This is a genomic window from Caloramator sp., from assembly GCF_020054765.1.
Taxonomy (GTDB): domain Bacteria; phylum Bacillota; class Clostridia; order Clostridiales; family Caloramatoraceae; genus Thermobrachium; species Thermobrachium proteoclasticum.
Map to the genome: position 1 here is coordinate 53519 of NZ_JAIHAO010000004.1, position 19420 is coordinate 72938.

The 19420-nt window shown below is 31.3% G+C and carries 21 protein-coding genes and 1 pseudogene; 2 read left to right on the forward strand and 20 right to left on the reverse strand.

Annotated elements, in window-relative coordinates; all coding sequences use genetic code 11:
- Positions 1 to 7: 7 nt before the first annotated feature.
- From JG776_RS02565 to JG776_RS02600, 8 genes are all read right to left on the reverse strand, one after another.
- A complete protein-coding gene (locus tag JG776_RS02565) occupies positions 8 to 616 on the reverse strand; it encodes a hypothetical protein (protein WP_291964405.1) in 609 nt (202 codons plus the stop codon).
- 88 nt (positions 617 to 704) lie between these two features.
- Positions 705 to 1991, reverse strand: a complete 1287-nt coding sequence (locus JG776_RS02570; RefSeq protein WP_291964407.1) for a helix-turn-helix domain-containing protein — start codon at positions 1989 to 1991, stop codon at positions 705 to 707.
- Positions 1992 to 2005: 14 nt separating this feature from the next.
- Positions 2006 to 3301: a helix-turn-helix domain-containing protein gene (locus JG776_RS02575; protein WP_291964408.1), complete on the reverse strand. Its 1296-nt coding sequence runs from the start codon at positions 3299 to 3301 to the stop codon at positions 2006 to 2008.
- Between the two features lie 114 nt (positions 3302 to 3415).
- Positions 3416 to 3592 carry a YtxH domain-containing protein gene (locus tag JG776_RS02580; RefSeq protein WP_073249605.1) on the reverse strand — a complete coding sequence of 59 codons (177 nt, stop codon included), beginning with the start codon at positions 3590 to 3592 and terminating at the stop codon, positions 3416 to 3418.
- Positions 3593 to 3663: 71 nt separating this feature from the next.
- A complete protein-coding gene (locus JG776_RS02585; protein WP_291964412.1) occupies positions 3664 to 4602 on the reverse strand; it encodes a hypothetical protein in 939 nt (312 codons plus the stop codon).
- 81 nt (positions 4603 to 4683) lie between these two features.
- Positions 4684 to 5226 (reverse strand): flavodoxin family protein, encoded by a 543-nt coding sequence (locus tag JG776_RS02590; protein WP_291964414.1) that lies wholly within the window; start codon positions 5224 to 5226, stop codon positions 4684 to 4686.
- 198 nt (positions 5227 to 5424) lie between these two features.
- Positions 5425 to 5820: a hypothetical protein gene (locus tag JG776_RS02595; protein ID WP_291964416.1), complete on the reverse strand. Its 396-nt coding sequence runs from the start codon at positions 5818 to 5820 to the stop codon at positions 5425 to 5427.
- Positions 5821 to 5864: 44 nt separating this feature from the next.
- Positions 5865 to 7040: an FprA family A-type flavoprotein gene (locus JG776_RS02600; protein WP_291964418.1), complete on the reverse strand. Its 1176-nt coding sequence runs from the start codon at positions 7038 to 7040 to the stop codon at positions 5865 to 5867.
- Positions 7041 to 7189: 149 nt separating this feature from the next.
- Between JG776_RS02600 and JG776_RS02605 the strand changes: the two genes are divergently transcribed.
- Entirely contained in the window at positions 7190 to 8251 is a 1062-nt protein-coding gene (locus tag JG776_RS02605; RefSeq protein WP_291964420.1) for a hypothetical protein, read from the forward strand.
- 308 nt (positions 8252 to 8559) lie between these two features.
- Here JG776_RS02605 and JG776_RS02610 read toward each other — a convergent pair whose 3' ends face one another.
- The 8 genes and pseudogenes from JG776_RS02610 to glp all read right to left on the reverse strand — a co-directional run bounded on the left by JG776_RS02610 (position 8560) and on the right by glp (position 15299).
- Entirely contained in the window at positions 8560 to 9054 is a 495-nt protein-coding gene (locus JG776_RS02610; protein WP_291964422.1) for an ECF transporter S component, read from the reverse strand.
- Between the two features lie 67 nt (positions 9055 to 9121).
- Positions 9122 to 9508: a (deoxy)nucleoside triphosphate pyrophosphohydrolase gene (locus JG776_RS02615; protein WP_291964424.1), complete on the reverse strand. Its 387-nt coding sequence runs from the start codon at positions 9506 to 9508 to the stop codon at positions 9122 to 9124.
- A 377-nt stretch (positions 9509 to 9885) separates the two neighbouring features.
- Positions 9886 to 10347 (reverse strand): peptide deformylase, encoded by a 462-nt coding sequence (gene def, locus JG776_RS02620; protein WP_291964426.1) that lies wholly within the window; start codon positions 10345 to 10347, stop codon positions 9886 to 9888.
- 17 nt (positions 10348 to 10364) lie between these two features.
- Entirely contained in the window at positions 10365 to 10799 is a 435-nt protein-coding gene (locus JG776_RS02625; protein ID WP_200790233.1) for an MOSC domain-containing protein, read from the reverse strand.
- Between the two features lie 12 nt (positions 10800 to 10811).
- A pseudogene (gene moaC, locus JG776_RS02630) lies at positions 10812 to 11285 on the reverse strand (cyclic pyranopterin monophosphate synthase MoaC); the annotation flags it as partial.
- Positions 11282 to 12226: a GTP 3',8-cyclase MoaA gene (moaA, locus tag JG776_RS02635; RefSeq protein WP_291964427.1), complete on the reverse strand. Its 945-nt coding sequence runs from the start codon at positions 12224 to 12226 to the stop codon at positions 11282 to 11284. The gene moaA and the pseudogene moaC, both read right to left, overlap by 4 nt.
- A gap of 12 nt (positions 12227 to 12238) precedes the next feature.
- Positions 12239 to 14107, reverse strand: a complete 1869-nt coding sequence (locus JG776_RS02640) for a molybdopterin biosynthesis protein (RefSeq protein WP_291964428.1) — start codon at positions 14105 to 14107, stop codon at positions 12239 to 12241.
- A gap of 4 nt (positions 14108 to 14111) precedes the next feature.
- On the reverse strand, positions 14112 to 15299 hold the full coding sequence (gene glp / locus JG776_RS02645; protein WP_291964430.1) for a gephyrin-like molybdotransferase Glp: 1188 nt from the start codon (positions 15297 to 15299) through the stop codon (positions 14112 to 14114).
- A 109-nt stretch (positions 15300 to 15408) separates the two neighbouring features.
- Between glp and JG776_RS02650 the strand changes: the two genes are divergently transcribed.
- Entirely contained in the window at positions 15409 to 15906 is a 498-nt protein-coding gene (locus JG776_RS02650; protein WP_291964431.1) for a MogA/MoaB family molybdenum cofactor biosynthesis protein, read from the forward strand.
- A gap of 11 nt (positions 15907 to 15917) precedes the next feature.
- Here the strand turns inward: JG776_RS02650 and JG776_RS02655 are convergent, their stop codons facing one another.
- From JG776_RS02655 to JG776_RS02670, 4 genes are all read right to left on the reverse strand, one after another.
- Positions 15918 to 16151 carry a MoaD/ThiS family protein gene (locus JG776_RS02655; protein ID WP_291964433.1) on the reverse strand — a complete coding sequence of 78 codons (234 nt, stop codon included), beginning with the start codon at positions 16149 to 16151 and terminating at the stop codon, positions 15918 to 15920.
- A complete protein-coding gene (locus JG776_RS02660; protein ID WP_291964435.1) occupies positions 16144 to 16866 on the reverse strand; it encodes a HesA/MoeB/ThiF family protein in 723 nt (240 codons plus the stop codon). The genes JG776_RS02655 and JG776_RS02660 overlap by 8 nt, the downstream gene beginning before the upstream one ends.
- Before the next feature lie 273 nt (positions 16867 to 17139).
- The gene (locus JG776_RS02665) at positions 17140 to 17568 is read right to left on the reverse strand and encodes a hypothetical protein (protein ID WP_291964437.1); all 429 of its coding nucleotides are present in this window, start codon (positions 17566 to 17568) and stop codon (positions 17140 to 17142) included.
- Positions 17569 to 17680: 112 nt separating this feature from the next.
- On the reverse strand, positions 17681 to 19420 hold the full coding sequence (locus JG776_RS02670; protein WP_291964439.1) for an NADH-dependent [FeFe] hydrogenase, group A6: 1740 nt from the start codon (positions 19418 to 19420) through the stop codon (positions 17681 to 17683).

Sequence of the window (19420 nt, forward strand, 5' to 3'; positions counted from 1 at the left end):
CATCTCCTTATAGTGTTTTATATAAATCATAAATTTTTAAAAATTCCTCATAAAAATGATTTGCAAGCTGTCTTTTTTGTTTTATACATTCTGATTTTGTATAAAAAGCACCAATATATAAGTTTAATTTGTCTTCTTTATTTTCCTCCAAAACAGTCTTAATATTATCATAGGCCTTTGAATTCATCTCTAAGCAATTTATTTTTAAAATTTCAGTATATTTAGTTTTTGTAATTCTATTTAAACTTATAAAGGATTTTTTATTGCTTAAAATATAATTCCATATTTTATCCTTTGAGTTTAATATTATTTCTTTATTTTGTGTATTATAATAAATGCCAACCCCATATTGATTAATAACAATATCTATGTAAACATTTTCATCTATCCTATGTCTTGCCTTTAAACTATCACTTTTTTTATTACTCTTCAAAAAATCCTTTTCAAGCTCTAAAAAACCGTTAGTATTCTTATGATATATCTTTTGAAGTTCATAACAAAATGCTCTAAAATTTGTTTTAACATTCTCCCTCTGCTTTAAATTCTCCTCATTATGTATTTTTTCTAAATTTTTAAAATATTCAAAATCCTGTGCTTCAAACCCTAAAAATTCCATATTAATCCCCCCCAATAACAAAAGCGTGATTTCTTTTATAATTAATTATACCAAACATTTCTAAAAAAGAAACCACGCCTAATATTTTTTATTTATTGTTTTGAGAAAGAAGTAAATACTCGATTGCCTGTTTATTATCTCCCATATTTTTATACATTTGAGATAGTTTTATGTAAAGCTCCACCTTTTGTTCTTCCCTATTACACTTTTCCATAAAATCTAATGCATAGAAGGCATAATCCTCTGCCCTTTGATAATCTTTAATTTTGTATAGATAATCAAACCTTGACATTAATATTTTTATTATTCCTTCTTCATAGTTTTTCTGAAGCATTACTCCTTCTGCTTGATTTATCACATTTAATGTTTCATCCAATCTTTTCATTTCCAACAAGCAGTCTATTAAATTTAAATAAACATCTAAAATAAAGGCTATATTTTCCTTATTAATCTCCTTCTCGCACTGTATAATATCTTTAAACAATTGAATTGCTTGTTCTTTTTTGCCAGATTCCCAAAGACAAACAGCCATATTATTTTTTGCCTTTAACATACCCTCAAGATCACTATTTAGTTTATATTTTTTATATGCATTTTCAAATCTTTTGAAACTATCCTCTGCATCCTTTATCTTTAAGTCTACATTACCCTGCATCATTTCTATACCTGGCAAATATTGTTCTTTATTATGCCAGTCATTTTGCTTTATGAAATCCTTAAGTTTATTTAAATAAACATCTGACAATGTATATCTATTCAATGCTATTGAGCATAAAGCTAAATCATAATATGTTCTTGCTATATTATCTGAAGAAATTCCCTTATCAATTAGCTCCTCTGAATTTTTATAATAACCAAAGGCTAATTCATATTTGTTGTTAAAATAGCTACAATTACCAAGACAAATATACATATCAGAAATAATATCATAATTATTTGTTTTTAGGTAATAAACAAGTGCTTTTGAAAAATCAACGAAACTTTTATCATAGTCCTCTTTAAAGTATGATTGTTTTGCAAAGCAGTAATAATAATATCCCTTTTGAGCATCTGAAAGCATATCTAAACTTTCTTCATAAATACTTATTCTATCTAACACCTCATTAATGTTTTCTCTACTTAAGTTAAAATTAGTCTCATTAATTATTCTTTGAAACTTCTTCTGCATTCTTTCTCTATCAGTTAATGTAAAATATTCTACATCTACCTCTAACTTTTCTGCAATGTATGATAGCAACTCATCACTTGGATTACATTTACCATTTTCAATTGAACTGATTTGAGCAGCAGTAACCCTGTCCCCCGCAAGCTCCTTTAAAGTCATTCCCTTTTGCTTTCTTAAATTGCGTATCTTCAATCCTAAATTCTCACCCATATCAATCCCCACTTTTAAATTATTCCTAATTCCTTATATAAATCCAAACTCCTATTCATATATTTAAGTGCTAAATCCTGCATATTTAAATCAACATATAACTTTCCTAATAGAACATAAAAATTTGCAAGCTCCTTTTTATATTCTGTTGTCTCAAGATATTTTATGGAATTTATTAATATTTCTTCAATTTTAGAAACATTATTTTCAATACTATATATCTTGTACAAATATTCATACGCCTTTATTCTATATTCGTGCTCTTCATATTTAAGAGAATCAAGCAAATCCTTAACTACTTCCTTAGCCTTATCAATCTGACCAAGTTTAATATAATTATCACAAAGTTTAAATAAGGTTAAAGGCACAGTATTATCCTTTATCTCCTGTTTTATTTTTAATGCATTTGTTAAATGGCTAAAGGACTCCTCAAAGTTATCAAACTTTGCAAAAATTTCACCAATACCATCTTCAATCTCTGCTATGTCCTTTTTATAGTCAAGCTCTGAAAGTATTCCCTTTGCCTTTTTTGAATAGTTAATTGCCTTTTCTATCTTACCTTCCTTTGCATAGGATAAACTCAAAAGTACAAGAACATCTGCGTAAGCCTTTTTATCATTAAATACTTCTAACTTTTTCTTAGCAATATATGCATAGTCTATTGCTTGAGATATTTTATTTAAATATAAATTAGATATAGCAATATAATAATTTATTTTTGCCTTTAAGAATTCATCCTCTAAGAAATTCTCTGAAATTATTGTATCTCCTTGTATAAAATAATTTAATGCCGTTGAATAATACCCCATATTTATACTAATTTTACCTAACAAAATAAAACTTTTAATAACATCTTCAACTAAATTAAGTTTTAAAAACATACTATTTGCGATTAAGCAATATTGTTGTGATTCTTCATAATTCTTGTCGTGATATTTTATTATGGCTAACACCATATTAAATTTTCCCTTATACAAAATAAGGTTGTATTCATTTGCATAATGAATGCCTTTTTCTACATATTCCTTTGCCCTTTCAAATTCCTTAGAAGAAATAGCGACTTCAGCTATATTTAAATAGTATTCGCATATCTTTGACGCCTGCTTCTCTTCGCTTTCAAGGAAATAATCAACATCTGTCTCAAGCTTCTCTGCAATATACTCAAGAAGTTCAATACTTGGATTAGCCTTTCCTGACTCCACTAAACTTATCTGGCCAGGCGTAACCCTATCCCCCGCAAGCTCCTTTAAAGTTAAATTTTTTTCTTTTCTTTTTGCTTTTATCTTTTCACCTAAAGTTAATATTTCCATATTCATCCCGCCTATTAGTATTATTATTATTTAATTATATAAAATTTTTATTAAACATTACAACTAAAAAATGATTAAAATTTTCATTAAAAAAATAAATAGGGGTAAAACCCCCTATTTCATATAGTCTCTTAAGTCTTCAACAATGTCCTCAAGCCTATGTGCCATTCTCTTTCCTGCTCTGTTAACCTTTCTTCTTGTTCTATAGTCCATTCTTGGCATAGCCATCAAGCTGGCTGCTGCACCAATTAACGCTCCTGCTGCAAGTCCTGTAAATAATCTATTTTTCATAGGACACACTCCTTTCTTTTTTCTTCACTATTTAGAGTGTACATTATTTAAAATTATAAACAAGAAATTTATTATTTAATTGTATTTATTTGTATTATTTTGTAATTTTCTCCCATCTCAACATAGTATCTATTATATTGTGTATTTATATTTGTACTTTCATTTTCATCTGTAATTATTTTAACTTCCCAATCCTCTTTGACATCTATTTCTATCACTCCTGAATGTTTTAATTTTGCAGAAACAACCTTCCAATCTATTAGTTTTTTATAATATCTGTAGTCTACAGTCTTTAACCATTCTATTTCATTTAGTACCTCTTTATATAAACCTGAATCAGTGTACAAACATTGCACTTCAGTTATTTTTTTATTTTCTATAGCATTTTCTTTAAACTTTAAAAAATCATATATTGCTTCCTTGCATTTATCTACTACATCCTTTGCAAGTTCAAGCTTTACCTCTACCTTTTGTCCTGCAAGTATTCTATTTTCATACTCCTCACATCCCTTAAGTTTGATTTTAACATTGTAGGATGCAAAGGGTATTTTTTCTATAGTAACAAAACCGTTTTTATTCTCGTAAATTTGACCACATACTTCAACACTTGAATAAAGAGGCACTTGCAAAGTCCAATTATAAACATAATCATTAAAATCCCAATATAGTTTATTTTTTTCTTTTTTTATTTTTAATATTTTATCTCCCGTTTTGCTATTTACCTTTAAGACATAACCATCTTCAGTTTTTTGTTTTTCTTTTATATTAATTTCATCTCCAAAATTATATTTTATATATTCTTCAAAAACTTGATAAGTAAAATCTTTATTCATTACCATATTATATAATGCTTTATAATCCTTTTCCTTTAAGGATTTTTCAAAGGCTGTATAATCATTCTTTGGTTTTATTAATAATAATAGAATAAATATAAAAATAAAAAATAGAATAAATATCAACCTTTTTAAAAGATATTGCCTCTCCAAATCATATAAACCACGGGTATGCATAAAGACCTCCTAAAATTACTACAAAATATTTTATTAATGATTATAGTCATTTATTACTATATTTATACATTTGAGGTCATTTCATACTTTACTCAATATTTCTTGTATATCTTTGTATATTGATCCATAATCTAAATCATCATTGTCTGTATTGAGCTTAAATATAGAACCAATAAATTCCGCATTTAAAGATAGAAAAGCATATTTAGTTTGGAGCATAAGTGCATCCACCATTTTTTCACTCTTTCTTCCCGCAGTAAATATGTAAATACCTTTTTTAGGTTTAATATATTTATTTAATATAAATTTTCTTGCATAAATAACCTGGAGTCTATCAATTAAGGCCTTCAAAGGACTTGTAAAGGAAGCAAAATATACTGGTGATGAAATAACTATTAAATCTGCATCTTCTATTTTTTTATAAATATCATCTAAATCCCTATATATACATTCACCTGTCTTTTCACATTTTTTGCAACCTATACAATATTTGAAATTCAATTCATAAACATTTAAAACATCAATTATATTATTTTCATCTTTAAGTTCGTGTAAAAATTTATTAAGTATGTAATATGTCTTACCCTCTTTGTTAAAACTTCCATTTAAAACGATAACATTCATATATTCACTCCTTTAAAAAGCTAAGGCACCACGAAGGTGCCTTAGCTTTACCTATAGGGGGTAACACCATTTATAAAATGGCATCACTTACTAATTTAATGTTTATTTATGTAATAATTTTACCAATTTAAAATTTTAAAGTCAATAGTAAATTCGAAGTTATTTTCTTAACAATTTCTTATTTCAGAATTTTAAATTTTACAATTCTAAATCATCCAGCACCTTATCTATATCAAACTGAACATCTTTATCGCTCACAACTAATACAAACTCACATTGTTCAAAGAAATTTCTATCCAGTTCGTAAGTAACAAAATCAAAGTTCAAATCAAACTCCTCTGATAAATCCTCAACAATGTCCTTCACATTATCAACTGCAATGTCAACTAAATATGGCAGAAAATATTCATCATACCAAACATCTTCACCTTTATCCTCATAATTATCATTAGCATATGCCTTTGCTGCTTCAATTTCTGCCTCATCAAAGGTATAGACAAAGTTAAAAACAGCTATTTTTTCCTTATATTCTATTTCGTCAATTTCATCTAACCCTTGCTTTTCTAAAAATTCATAAATTCTTTTTGTATTCATATTTATCACCTCGTTTACATTATATCCCTTTTATATTAAGTTATTCATATCTTATTGGCAATTGTTTTTCCCAGTTCTACTGCTCTTTGTATATCCTCCTCTGAAGGCTTAAACTTAACCTTTAGAGCTTCAAGTTCTGTATTAAACTTTAATCCCTTTAATCTATCTGTAAGCATTGGTATTGCCTCACCACTCCATCCATATGAACCAAAGGCAACTCCTAATTTACCCCTATTAGTTATTGGACAAATTAGAGATAATAAATCCCAAACAGGCTTTACAGCATCTTGATTTATTGTTGGAGAACCTACTATTAATGCCTTTGCTCTTTCAATCTTATCCACAATCTCACTTAAATCTGTCTCAGATATATCATATAGATAAACATTAGCACCGTTATCCTTTAGTCCCTTTGCTATATTTTCTGCAATAGTTTTTGTATATCCATAGGCTGAAACATAGGCAACCACTGCTGATTTTTCTTCTTCATATATTCCTTCTCTACTCCATTTTTCATACATATCTATATATTTATTTATATCTCGTCTTAAAACCGGACCGTGACTTGTGCATATCATATCAAACTTTAAATCTTTAATTTTATCTATTGCAGATAATACATATTTTTTAAATGGCCCCATAATAACATCATAGTAATACTTAAATTCCTCTGAAAAATCTCCAACTTCATCATTAAAGATGCTTTTTTCATCACAGTAATGGCATCCAAATGCATCACAGGTAAACAATACCTCATCCTTTTCACTATATGTAAATATTGTATCTGGCCAGTGCAAAAATGGTGCTGATATGAATTTAAGTGTTCTTTCACCTATACATAAATCCTCTTTTGCCTCAACAGAGTTAAAATTCATATTAGTGATTTCCTTTATGTTAATTAAGGCTGGTTTTGAAGCATATACAACTATATCTTTATATGCTTCTAATATTTTTCTTAAAGAACCACTATGGTCTGGTTCAGTATGTTGAACTATTAAATAATCAATATTTCTATCTCCAATTATGCTCTTTATGTTGTTTAAAAATTCTTCTTGGTAGCCATCCTTAACTGTATCAACCAGAGTTATTTTTTCATCGACAATTAAATATGAGTTATATGTAGTACCCATCTTAGTAGTCATTATAATATCAAAAACTCTAAGCTCTGGATTTTTGACTCCTACCCAATATATTCCCTTCTTCAATTCAACTGATGCCATAAATTCCACCTCCATCTATTATATATTTACATTATACACCAAAATAACAATTGATAAAATATTAATAGATAATTTTTTTCCTTTGTTTTTAGTTATATTATTATTTATTTCTTCATATATTTTTTATGTAATAATTTGGGAGGTATTATATGATTATTCTATTGTTTGGGGTACTTTGGGGTATTCTATTATGTCTTTTGCTCTCTGCCCCTTTTCCCTACACACCTCTTTTTACAGTTCTTTTTATTATATCAATCGCAGTATTAGTTTCTGCTAAAAAAATGTTAATTATTAATAAAAAGTATATTATCTATTCTGTTGCTGTGTTTATTTTTTCTTATATATTAACTTGTTATGTAATTTTCAAACCACCTTCTCAAGACTTTATAAACTTTGGTACTATTTCTCAAAATAAAAGGGCTGTAATATTTTTATGTGAGGGAGAAATGGAAAAATATACTCCATATTACACCAATTATTTTTTGCAGGATAAACCCTTTTATTTAAAACCCATATACAGCTATAGAATAAAAAAAATATATTCAAAACTTGACGTAAACAGCAAAAACAACAACCTAAGCCTTATTGCAAGGGATGTTAAATCCTCTATTTTAAGCTATAAACCCTACTACTTTTATATTGCCTATTTAGGATATACCCCCTCTTTAAGTGATGCTATAACCTACGCAGTAAACGATGGTTGCTCTGAAATAATTATTATAAACTATACCTTCGATAATAACTTATTTGAAAAGACAAAAAAGTTTGTAGACTACAACAAACTAACCTCTAATGGAATAAGCATTAAATTTTCTAAAAGCGTACAAGAAACAGGTGAATTTCAGCAATACATAACTGAAAAAATAATAAATATGCCTGCAAAATTTGATGGGATTATCCTTTTAACAAAAAACAGTGAAGTAGCAACCATAATAAAATCTCATCTTAATGAACACTTTAGAAAAGATGATATATTTTTAATCACAGATGATTTAGATTATGGTATTAATTATTTTATTAAAAAGCAATGTAGTAATATTTTATATGTCTGCCTTGATGAATCCTCTTCTGGAATAATGACAGAGTATTTCTACCCTAAAATTGCCCTAAAGTATTCTGATAAGATAAAAATTGTTGGAATTAAGGATTGGGGATATGATAAGCTTCTTGTTAAGGCTGCAATAAAATGCTTTTTAGAAAATGAAAAATAAATCACCCTAATTGGCTTGTCAGATTGTTAACAAACCCATTTGTTAGCTAAAGTATGGAAAAGCCCCATGAAAGGATTTCAAAAGGGCATATTTCATAAGCTTTAGCAATTATTGCTTTTCGACTTTGAAAAAGTCCGTAATTCGGCACAGGACGTCCCGAGCCGAGCGGCCATCAGGACGATGGCATCGCGAGGGTAGGACTTTTTCAAACAAAGAAAAGCTTAGAATTGCTTAAGCCGTAGAACAAATGCCTAAGAAATCCTTCATGGGGCTTATCAATATATAACTTTTTCAACAGCCTGTTCAGACTAATTGACTGATTTTTTTAATGTATATAAACCTGTTGTTCTTGCAAAGAAAACTGATATTGCAGAATCTATTAAGTGATGTATTGCTGTTCCTACTGCAACTATATAGAACATTCTATAGTCAAGACCCACAATAGGTATTACAATAAATGCCTCAAGTAGTGCGTGTATAGGTAGTACAATAAGTAGTACAATTTCATATTTTACTCCTCTTTTAACAAGCCATCCACCAAAATATCCAACTATAATATGCATCAGTGCTCTTGCAGTAACCTCTGGTCTTCCAAGCTTTATAAAGAATCCGAGTGCTGAGGATGCTCCAACCATTGCTGCTACCTGTGGGCTAATTAGCATTGATAAGAATAAAGGAACGTGTGACATTATTGTTGCTGTAAATGGGCCTAAATGTAATGTTAAAAAACCTCCAAAAGCAAGTGGTATTAGTATTGATAATGCCGCAAAAACTGCTCCTATTGTTAACTCTCTTGTCTTCATATAAATCCTCCTTTACACCTGTCTTTACACCTATTATACTGTAAAGACAGGTGTAAGTCTATATCTTTTATATATTTTTAGTAATTATTTTTTGAACCACTCCAACATCTGCCTCTAAAAAATTATAATTATTTAACTCCAAAAGGGTAACCCATCTAAAATCTTCAACTTCCTTTGCTGTTATTTCCCCTCCCTTAAGCCTACACCTATACACTAACATTAACATATTAAACTCTATATACCTATGAAAAACCACATCAAATATATCTATAACCTCAATATCAATATTTAACTCTTCTTTTATTTCTCTAATAATACACTCTTCAGGTGTCTCCCCCTCCTCAAGTTTTCCACCAGGAAATTCCCAAAGAAGCCCTCCCTTTTTTCCTTTTTTTCTTTGAGTTATAAGTATCTTATCTTCATCTACAATAAGTGCTGCTGTTACAATTAACATTTTTTATTTCCCCTTTATATGCTAAAATTATTATATATAGATTTGGAGGTGTATATATGAAATTTAATATAAATAAGCGGGCCATAGATTATATTGCCTCAAAGGGTGGCAATTTAATAATAACTGTTGTAAAATCCTCCTGCGGATGAGCAGGTAGTGTAAAAAGTCTCTGGATAGAGGCTGTAAAATACGTTGATAATATTGAAAACTACTATTATTATGAGCAAGATAAAATAAAAATATATATCCATAAAAGTCTTATTATTGATAATGAGATAACTATTGAACTAAAAGCAAAAATTCCACTAATAGGGCCGTTATTTAATGTTAAGGGAGTAAAAATAAATTCCATATAGGATTACCTATATGGAACTTATTTACTCATCCTTATAAATTTCATACGCCCTATCTACATACATAATTCCGTCTAAATGGTCAATCTCGTGACAGAAGGCTCTACATAGAAGCTCTGTTGCTCTATATCTTACCCTTTTACCTTCCTCGTTCAATCCCTCAACTTCGACCTCAACAGGTCTTTCTAAAAATCCATAATATCCAGGATAGCTTAAGCAGCCCTCTTCACTCTCCTGCTTTCCCCTTTGTTTTGTAATTTCAGGATTTATAAGAACTATTGGTTCCATTCCATCCCTTAAATCTATTAGTATAACTCTTTTATTTACTGCAATCTGTGGTGCAGCAAGCCCTATACCTGTTGTACTGTATAGAGTATCCTTTAAGTCTTGAATGAGCTCTTTAATTTCATTATCAATTACCTTAACTTCCTCACTTTTTGTTTTAAGTGCAGGATGTCCTAATTTTACTATTTCTCTAACTGCCATAAAACAACCTCCAAAAACTATTCTATAACTATTATATCATCACCTACTCTAACCTTTCCACCCTTCAATACCTTAACAAATATTCCCTCTCTTGGCATTACACAATCTCCAACAAGCCTTTTTATTTCACATCCACCGTGACACTCTTTACCTATCTGTGTTACTTCAACCTCTGCCTCTCCAATTATCAATCTTGTACCTATTTTTAAACTTGGGAGGTCTATACCTTGAGTAGTTATATTTTCTGCAAATTTTCCATAATCTAAATGGTCAAGCCCCATCTTTTTCATCTTATCAATACTCTCTTCCGCCAGAAGGCTAACCTGTCTATGCCACTTTCCTGCGTGGGCATCTCCCTTTACTCCAAAATCCTCAACAAGCTCTATCTCATTTACTGGATTTTTAACAACTCCCTTTTTTTCACTAACATTAACTGATACTACCTTTCCCATCTTTATATCACTCCTTACAAAATGTCCTGATTTTCCACCTTTTTTTTCAATTAGCTTTATATCTCCTATTATCATCTCTTTGTCGATTGCTTTACACATATCGTATATAGTTAAGGCTGCTGTAGAAACTGCTGTTAAAGCCTCCATTTCAACTCCTGTTTTTCCAACTGTCTTTGCTTTAGCTGTAATATATACCCTTGATTTTTCTTCATCTATTTGAAACTCTATGTCGCATCCACTTAAAAATATGTTGTGGCACATAGGGATTATATCACTTGTCTTTTTTGCTCCCATAATGCCTGCTACCTGTGCAACCGCCAAAACATCACCCTTTTTTATAGTCCCCTGCTTTATAGCCTCAAGGGTTTCTTTTTTCATCTCAATATATCCTCTTGCTACTGCAATCCTTTTTGTATCATCCTTTTCTCCAACATCAACCATTCTTGCTCTTCCTTCTTCATTAAAATGCGTTAAATTCATATTTATCCTCCTGTTCTAACCATATCTCTACTACTCTTGCTTATTTTATCCTCTAAAAGGGTATGTCTTTCATACTTATTATAAATTCCCATCTTTAAAACTTCTAATAGCCTGTCTACATCATCAATATATGGTCTTAAATCATATTCATCTGGATTATGAAGGCAGGTTTTTAATTTACCGTCCGAGGTTATTCTAACTCTATTGCACCTACTACAGAAACTGTGGGACATTGTTGTAATAAATCCCACTCTACCAGAATGTCCATCTAATCTATAAACCTCAGATGGGCCTCCACCGTTATTTTCTATCTTTACAATATTGGCACCCTCCAAGTATTTCATAATATCATCTTTTGTAACTCCTGTAAACCTTGTTGCTTCACCAATTGGCATAAGCTCAATAAACCTTACATCTATGTTTAAATGTTTTGTCATCTCAATAAAGTCAACGATTTCATCATCATTAATGCCCTTTATAGGAATCATATTAACCTTTACAACAAGTCCATGTTCTAACGCCTTGTTAAGACCATCTAATACCCTTTTTAAATCTCCACCCGTCAATTTTTTAAACCTATCTTCCTTTAAAGAATCAAGGCTTATATTCACTCTTTTTAAACCATACTCAACTAAATCAAAAATCTTATCACCTAACAGTATGCCATTTGTTGTAATACCTATATCCTCTATCCCATCAACCTCATTAATTGTTCTTATTATATCTAATATATCCTGTCTTACTAAAGGTTCTCCACCTGTAACTCTTATTCTCTTTACGCCCAAATGTGATAGGGCAGTAACAATATTTTTAATTTCTTCTACAGTCAAAAAATTATAATACTTAGCAATATAACCATTTGGCATACAATATAGGCATCTCAAATTACAAGCATCCGTTATTGATATTCTTGCATAATTTATCTCTCTATTAAACTTATCTAACATTTCACCACACCTTTAATAAATTATATCTAAACTATTTATCTCATAGCCTCCAATTTCATAAAGTTTATTTTTAAACTCCTCTGATTTTACAACCTCTAAGAAGCATTTAAATCTTTCATCACAGAGCATATCCCTTGTTATTGCAATATCATATTCTTCAAAGCAAACAGGTATAAATTCAAGCCCCATAAATTGTGCTGCAGATAGCACCCCAAGCCCACAATCTGCACTTCCTGAAGCTATCTGTGCTGCTACATTAAGATGAGTTATTTCCTCCCTTTCATATCCATTAATTTCCTTTGAATTTATCGAAAGCTTATTTAAATAATAGTCAAGAAGCATTCTTGTACCAGAACCTTTTTGTCTGTTTACAAATCTAACCCTCTTTAAATCTTCAAAACCTTTTATATTTAGAGGATTACTTTTTTGAACCATAAATCCCTGAACCCTTTTTATAAACTTTAATAAAGCAAAATCTCCTAAATATCTTTTTAGATAGCTTGTATTATATTCTCCCTTTTCATCAAGAAGATGTATAGGTGCTATATGAGTCTCTCCCCTCTTAAGTGCCATAATACCACCCATACTTCCAACGTGGGTAGAATTGAGATTAAATCCTTTTTTATTCATCATATCGGATATAATATCAAGTACAACATCGTGACTACCTATACAAACAAGTGCACTATCTACATCCTTTATATCCCTTAATAATCTAACGTTTACCTTCTCTCCTGCCTCAAGTCCCTCTGTATTTTTATCTATAACCAAAACACCATCTGCAGTTGTTAAGGACATTGTAACACCAGCACCTCTTCCTATTGGAGATGCAATAAGTTTATCCTTTACTTTACCAAGTTTTACCCTTACAAACTCATCGTTCTTTAAGGAGGAATTTATCTTCTTTGTTAAGATAGCTTCAACTTCTCTTTTTTCCTCGGTTTTTGCCTTTAAAACTGTATCAAATCCTACTTTTACAATATTCTCCATAACAAAATAGGCTGAAACAGGATATCCAGGAACTCCAAACATAGCCTTACCTTTTGCTATTGAAAAACTTGCAGGTCGTCCAGGTTTTATTGAAACACCGTGAAATTTTAATTCTCCAAGAATACTTAATATATCCTCCGCAAAATCACCTCTTCCCTTTGCTGAACCTGCATTTACAATAACAATGTGGCACTCTTCAAGGGCCCTTTGTGCTACCTCCTTTATTTTTTCAAAGTCGTCCTTAACTATGTCATATCTTATAGGTTCTCCACCCCATTCTTTTACTAATGCCGCAAAAGTCCAAGAATTAAAATCTATAAGTTCCCCTCTTTTAGGTATAATTCCAACATCTACAAGCTCATCTCCCGTTGGTATAATTCCTACCCTTACCTTTTCAAAAACCGGTACTTTGTTTACTCCACCTGCAAGAAGTGATGCAATGTCGATTGCCCTAATTTTATGATTTGAAGGAAGTATCATTGCCCCCATTGGTATATCTTCACCTACTGGTCTAATATTTTGATAAGGGTGGGCTGGTTTTCTAATAATTACTCCCTCATCAGTTGTTTGTATATCTTCAACCATTATAACACAATCAAAACCCTCTGGTATTGGATCTCCTGTATCAACTACTTCATATTGATCATTTTTTAATAAAACTGATCTATTTAAATCAGCATCTAATGTATATATAAACTTTGTTGCTATACCATCCATTGCAGAGGCAATAAAATGAGGAGAAGATATTTTAGAAAATATAGGCTCTGCAGTAACTCTGCCAAGAGCCTCCCTGGTATCAATATATTCTACTTTAAGCTTTATATTACTACATTCATTTTTTATAATTTCTCTTGCTTCTTTTAAATCTATGTTTTTAAGAAAAAGAGCCATATTATCACCTCATAATTTTAACTTCTTGTTCCTTAACAATTCCCTCAAGGTCACGCTCTATCTTTATGAAACCATCACACTTTGCCATAACACTAATTGCTGATGACTTAGCATATATAGGATATGCGTAGCCTCCCTCAATCTTAACAGGCAGATATTCCTCTCTTCCTTTGGCCTTGTGGTAATTTTCTCCCATCTTAAGAATTAAAGAATTGTCAATTTTTGTTCTACCAAGCATTCTATCTATTAATTCTGACATTATAAATCTATAGACAACAGCACAGGATAAAGGGTGTCCAGGGAGCCCTACTATGAATTTCTCTCCTACCTTTGCCATCAATGTAGGCTTACCTGGCTTTATTGCAATTCCGTGAAACAATACCTCACCAAGCCTCTCCATTATATTTATAGTAAAATCCCTATTGCCTGCAGAACTGCCTCCTGAAATAAATACTATGTCTGATTCCTCAAGTGATTTATTTACAAGTTCAAATAATTCCTCCTCATTATCCTTTGAAATCCCTTTATATTTTGCATCACATCCGTCCTTAATAAGTGCTGCTGTTAAGTAATAACCATTTATATCTCTAACCTTTGGAATTTCTCTTTCTTCATAGGGCGAGATTAGTTCATCTCCTGTTGAAATTACAGTTGCTTTAACCTTTCTTTTTACATTAATATTAGTTACTCCAAGCCCTGCTAAAACTGCTATATGCCTATCTTCTATTACAGTTCCCTTTTTTATTACAACCTCTCCAGCCTTAACATCATCATCTTCAAAAACAACATTTTCCCATCTGCTTGCTGGCTTATTTACAAGAACTTCATCTCCTAATTCTTCACAGTCCTCAATCATAGCCACAGCATCTGCTCCATCTGGAAGCATTGCACCCGTTGGAATATAAACACATTCGCCTTCATTTATAGAATACTTTGGCCTTTCACCAATTACAATAGAACCCTTGTTTTTTAGCATAGCAGGCATTGATTCACTACATAGATATGTATCATTTGAAATAAGTGCATATCCATCTACAGATGACCTTTTAAATCCTGGAAGATTTTCATAAGAAACAACATCCTCCGCCAATACTCTACCAAGTGCATTATTTATATCAACCTTTTCATTATCTACTTCTTTTGCATTTTTAAATATATCTAAAACTTCTGAAACAGTTAGAACCTTAAGCATAGTATATGCCTCCCTTCTATTATAATAATTTTAACATAATTTATAATGAATAGATACAAAGTTGAAATATTGTGATAAAATAAACTATATATATAAAGGAGGGTTTAAATTGAAGGCAGGAGTTATAACTGTTAGTGATAAAGGTTACGCAGGACTTCGTGAAGATAGCTCAGGTCCACTAATAAAGGAGATGTTAAAGGAAATAAACTGTGAAGTTGTTGAGTACATAATTGTACCAGATGAAAAAGAAGATATAAAACGCGAACTTATTAGAATGTCAGATTTAGACCTTGATTTGATTTTCACAACAGGAGGCACAGGTTTTTCTAAAAGAGATGTAACTCCAGAAGCAACCCTTGAGGTATTAGAGAGACTTGCACCTGGAATCCCAGAGGCAATGAGGCTTCGTTCTCTTCAAATAACGCCAAAGGCAATGCTGTCCCGCGGAGTTGCAGGAATTAGAAAAAACAGTATTATTATAAACCTTCCTGGGAGTGCAAAGGCTGTGAAGGAACATCTTGAAGTTGTTCTTCCAGTTTTAACCCACGGAGTTGAGATATTAAGGGGAATAGCAAGTGAATGTGGAACAAATAAGGTGGCTAAATAGCCACCTATATTTTAGCCCCCTCCTAAATAAGGATAAAAACCTACGTTGTCTCCGTCCTTTACTTTGTCATCAAGCGTTGCATTTTCTCCATTTATTGTACAGGTGAATATCTCTTCTTCAGGAAGACCAAGCTTTCTTAAAACATCCCTTAAAGTTGCACTCTCTTCAAGAGTTATTTCAAAATTTTTGTTAGTCTCTATGTATTTGGATAACATTGCAAAGGCCTTTGCATTTACTTTAATCATTTTTTTCACCTCCACATACAGGACAATTTATATCTCTTTTTACTTCTATTGTTTGAAAATCATCTTCAAATAAATCTATATAGATAAGTTTAGTTGAAGGTTTACCTATAATGTATCTTAGAGCCATATTAGCCTCTATTGCACCAATTACAGCTGTTATACCATTTATTATACCAGAATTTCTTGCTGTATACTCCTCATTTGTCTTTTTCCTCATAAAACATTTCAAGCAGGCAGTCTCTTTTGGTATTATTGTCTTTGCCATACCAAAGGCAGCCGCAACTCCTCCATATATCCAAGGAAGATTATTTTTTACTGCATACTCATTTATAATCTCCCTTGTACTGAAATTATCTGTTGCATCTATTATTATATCACAACCTATGGCATATTTACCTATTGTGTCTGATGTGATTTTATCAAAAATTGGCTCAAGTTTAACTTGCGAATTTATAAGCTTTAATTTATTCACTGCTGCTATAACCTTCTTTTCACCTAAATCCATCTCATCAAAAAGCATCTGTCTTTGAAGATTTGAAAGCTCTACAACGTCCATATCAGCAACCCTTATAAATCCTACTCCAGCTCTAACAAGACTATTTAAAATGCTTGTACCAAGTGCACCCGCTCCAATAACCAAAACCTTTGCATTTAATATTTTATTTTGTGCCTCCTCACCAATTATGGCAATCTGTCTATCATATCTTTCAAGCACTCTAACACCACCTACAATTCATATTTAAAATAATTTATATCATCTTTTTTGATTTAAGTAAAGTATTTTTATACTGTAATTTATTTAAGTCCAACTCTTTTTATCTTTATCAAAAACAATTTCAACAATGTTATAGCCCCATTATAGATTTTATTGGATTGTAAACTTAATTAAAGTACCAACTAAATCCTTTAATGGGGCCTTTCTGCATTGTTTTTATAGAATTCTATAAAACATTAGCTAAATATTTTTAAAAGATATAATTAGTTAAAATCATAGAAATCCCTTGTATTCATCAACACTTTTTTGTTCAAACTGTAAAAGTCCATTTGCTATATCTAACGTCTCCTTTTCTACTCCTTGATATTCCTTTATCTTCTTTGTCATATCTACTATTCCCATTGTACTCCCCTGTATGAGCATTTCTGCCATATGAGAAGGTGATTTATCCCTAAGAGTCTTTAAATTTATCATTAAATCAGTAAATGCTTTAGATAAAAGATTAAGCTCCTTAGGTTCTATATTGTTAGATTTAAGCTTGTTATCAGCCATATCATAAAACTTTTGGTATTCATTAAGGTGTTTTTGAAGTACATTTTTCATATTTTCATCCTTAGTTTCCTTTAACAGTTGTTTTATAGTTTCTACCCCCATTTGTGCATTTTGATGAATATAGTTTAATAGCTCTATATTTTTATCCATACAATTCCCTCCTACATATTATTTTCCCCAAAACAAATACATATATTTAAGTTTATGTAATAAATAATATCCATTTGATTATAGTAGTCAAATGGATATTATTTTAAATAAATTATATAGTTTCTCTTGGAGTATAATGAGTATGTAATATTTTATGAGCCTTATGACCTCCATATTCACCCAAATACTCTTGATATAACTTAATAACAGCTGGGTTCTCGTGGGATTTTCTAATTGGCTTTCTTCTATCCTCCTCATAAATTGCATTCATCCTTGCCTTAACTATTTCAAGATTTCCGTGATGATAAGGCTGACCTCCACCATCTATGCATCCTCCAGGACAAGCCATTATCTCAATTGCGTGATAGAATCTCTTGCCATCCCTTATATCCTCCAATAGTCTTCTTGCATTACCAAGACCGTGGGCAACACCAATCTTAAGTTCCATATCTTTAAGCTTTACTGTAGCTTCTTTTAACCCATCTTCAAAGCCTCTAACTCCGTGGAATTCAACATCTTGTAATGTTTCACCTGTTACCCACTCATAAGCTGTTCTTAATGCCGCCTCTATAACTCCACCTGTTGTACCAAATATTACTGATGCACCAGTTGATTCTCCAAGCGGATTATCAAAATCCTCATCAGGTAGTTTTGTAAAATCTATTCCTGCCTCTCTTATCATCTTTGCAAATTCCCTTGTAGTTATAACATAATCAACATTTTCAACTCCATCTGATTTTAACTCTTCCCTTTGAATCTCATACTTTTTAGCAATACAAGGCATTACTGATACTACAACTATCTTATCAGCAGGTATGTTGAATTTTTCTGCAAAATATGTCTTTGCTATTGCTCCAAACATCATATGAGGAGACTTACAGGTTGAAGGTATATCTAAAAGCTCAGGAAATTGATGCTCTATAAACTTAACCCAACTTGGGCAACAACTTGTAAGAATTGGAAGCCTTCCCTTTCCATTAAGCCTATCTATAAACTCCTTTGCCTCTTCAACTATTGTTACATCGGCTGCAAAGTCTGTATCAAAAACCTTTTTAAATCCAAGCCTTCTTAAAGCGGCAACCATCTTTCCTGTAACTATAGTTCCAGGCTTTAAACCAAACTCTTCACCTAATGCGACTCTTATTGCTGGTGCTGTTTGTACTATCACATATTTATCAGGATCGTGGAGTGCATTCCATACATCCTGTACATAACTTACTTCTGTAAGTGCTGCTGTTGGGCATACTGATACACACTGTCCACAGAAGGTACATTGGGTATCAATCATTGATAGATTAAAAGCAGGTCCTACTACTGTTTCAAAACCTCTATCAACTGCAGAATAAACGCTACAGGTTTGAACTTCATTACACATTGTCTCACAACGTCTACACATTATGCACTTATCTGGATTTCTATAGAGTGCACCACTTGAACTATCCTTCTTATATGTTGACTTTTCACCTTCAAATCTAATCTTTCTAATCCCTAAGTCTGCCGCAATCTTTTGAAGGTCACAATTTCCATTCTTTTCACATACCAAGCAATCTGTAGGGTGATCTGAAAGCAAAAGCTCTACCATTGTCCTTCTTGCTCTTATCGCTCTTTTTGTATTTGTTTTAATTACCATACCTTCAAAACATTCTGTAGCACAAGCAGGTGCAAGATTTCTCCTTCCTTCAACTTCAACTAAACATACTCTGCAGGATGCTGTTCTGTTTACCATCTTTATATCGTGTAAATTTAGGTGGCATAATGTAGGAATATTAATGTTTGCCATTTTTGCAGCATCTAATATTGTTGTACCCTCTGGCACCTGCAATTTTATATCATTTATAGTTACATTTATCAT

Excerpts from the sequence above, each read along its gene's own strand:
- glp (WP_291964430.1), bottom strand. The coding sequence starts at position 15,299 with ATGCTTAAGGTTCTAACTGTTTCAGAAGTTTTAGATATATTTAAAAAT.
- moaA (WP_291964427.1), bottom strand. The coding sequence starts at position 12,226 with ATGTTAGATAAGTTTAATAGAGAGATAAATTATGCAAGAATATCAATA.
- JG776_RS02565 (WP_291964405.1), bottom strand. The coding sequence starts at position 616 with ATGGAATTTTTAGGGTTTGAAGCACAGGATTTTGAATATTTTAAAAAT.
- JG776_RS02615 (WP_291964424.1), bottom strand. The coding sequence starts at position 9,508 with ATGTTAATTGTAACAGCAGCACTTATTGTAGATGAAGATAAGATACTT.
- JG776_RS02590 (WP_291964414.1), bottom strand. The coding sequence starts at position 5,226 with ATGAATGTTATCGTTTTAAATGGAAGTTTTAACAAAGAGGGTAAGACA.
- JG776_RS02580 (WP_073249605.1), bottom strand. The coding sequence starts at position 3,592 with ATGAAAAATAGATTATTTACAGGACTTGCAGCAGGAGCGTTAATTGGT.
- JG776_RS02575 (WP_291964408.1), bottom strand. The coding sequence starts at position 3,301 with ATGGAAATATTAACTTTAGGTGAAAAGATAAAAGCAAAAAGAAAAGAA.
- JG776_RS02640 (WP_291964428.1), bottom strand. The coding sequence starts at position 14,107 with ATGGCTCTTTTTCTTAAAAACATAGATTTAAAAGAAGCAAGAGAAATT.
- JG776_RS02670 (WP_291964439.1), bottom strand. The coding sequence starts at position 19,420 with ATGATAAATGTAACTATAAATGATATAAAATTGCAGGTGCCAGAGGGT.
- JG776_RS02665 (WP_291964437.1), bottom strand. The coding sequence starts at position 17,568 with ATGGATAAAAATATAGAGCTATTAAACTATATTCATCAAAATGCACAA.
- JG776_RS02600 (WP_291964418.1), bottom strand. The coding sequence starts at position 7,040 with ATGGCATCAGTTGAATTGAAGAAGGGAATATATTGGGTAGGAGTCAAA.
- JG776_RS02625 (WP_200790233.1), bottom strand. The coding sequence starts at position 10,799 with ATGGGAAAGGTAGTATCAGTTAATGTTAGTGAAAAAAAGGGAGTTGTT.
- JG776_RS02570 (WP_291964407.1), bottom strand. The coding sequence starts at position 1,991 with ATGGGTGAGAATTTAGGATTGAAGATACGCAATTTAAGAAAGCAAAAG.
- JG776_RS02655 (WP_291964433.1), bottom strand. The coding sequence starts at position 16,151 with ATGATTAAAGTAAATGCAAAGGCCTTTGCAATGTTATCCAAATACATA.
- JG776_RS02605 (WP_291964420.1), top strand. The coding sequence starts at position 7,190 with ATGATTATTCTATTGTTTGGGGTACTTTGGGGTATTCTATTATGTCTT.
- def (WP_291964426.1), bottom strand. The coding sequence starts at position 10,347 with ATGGCAGTTAGAGAAATAGTAAAATTAGGACATCCTGCACTTAAAACA.
- JG776_RS02585 (WP_291964412.1), bottom strand. The coding sequence starts at position 4,602 with ATGCATACCCGTGGTTTATATGATTTGGAGAGGCAATATCTTTTAAAA.
- JG776_RS02610 (WP_291964422.1), bottom strand. The coding sequence starts at position 9,054 with ATGAAGACAAGAGAGTTAACAATAGGAGCAGTTTTTGCGGCATTATCA.
- JG776_RS02595 (WP_291964416.1), bottom strand. The coding sequence starts at position 5,820 with ATGAATACAAAAAGAATTTATGAATTTTTAGAAAAGCAAGGGTTAGAT.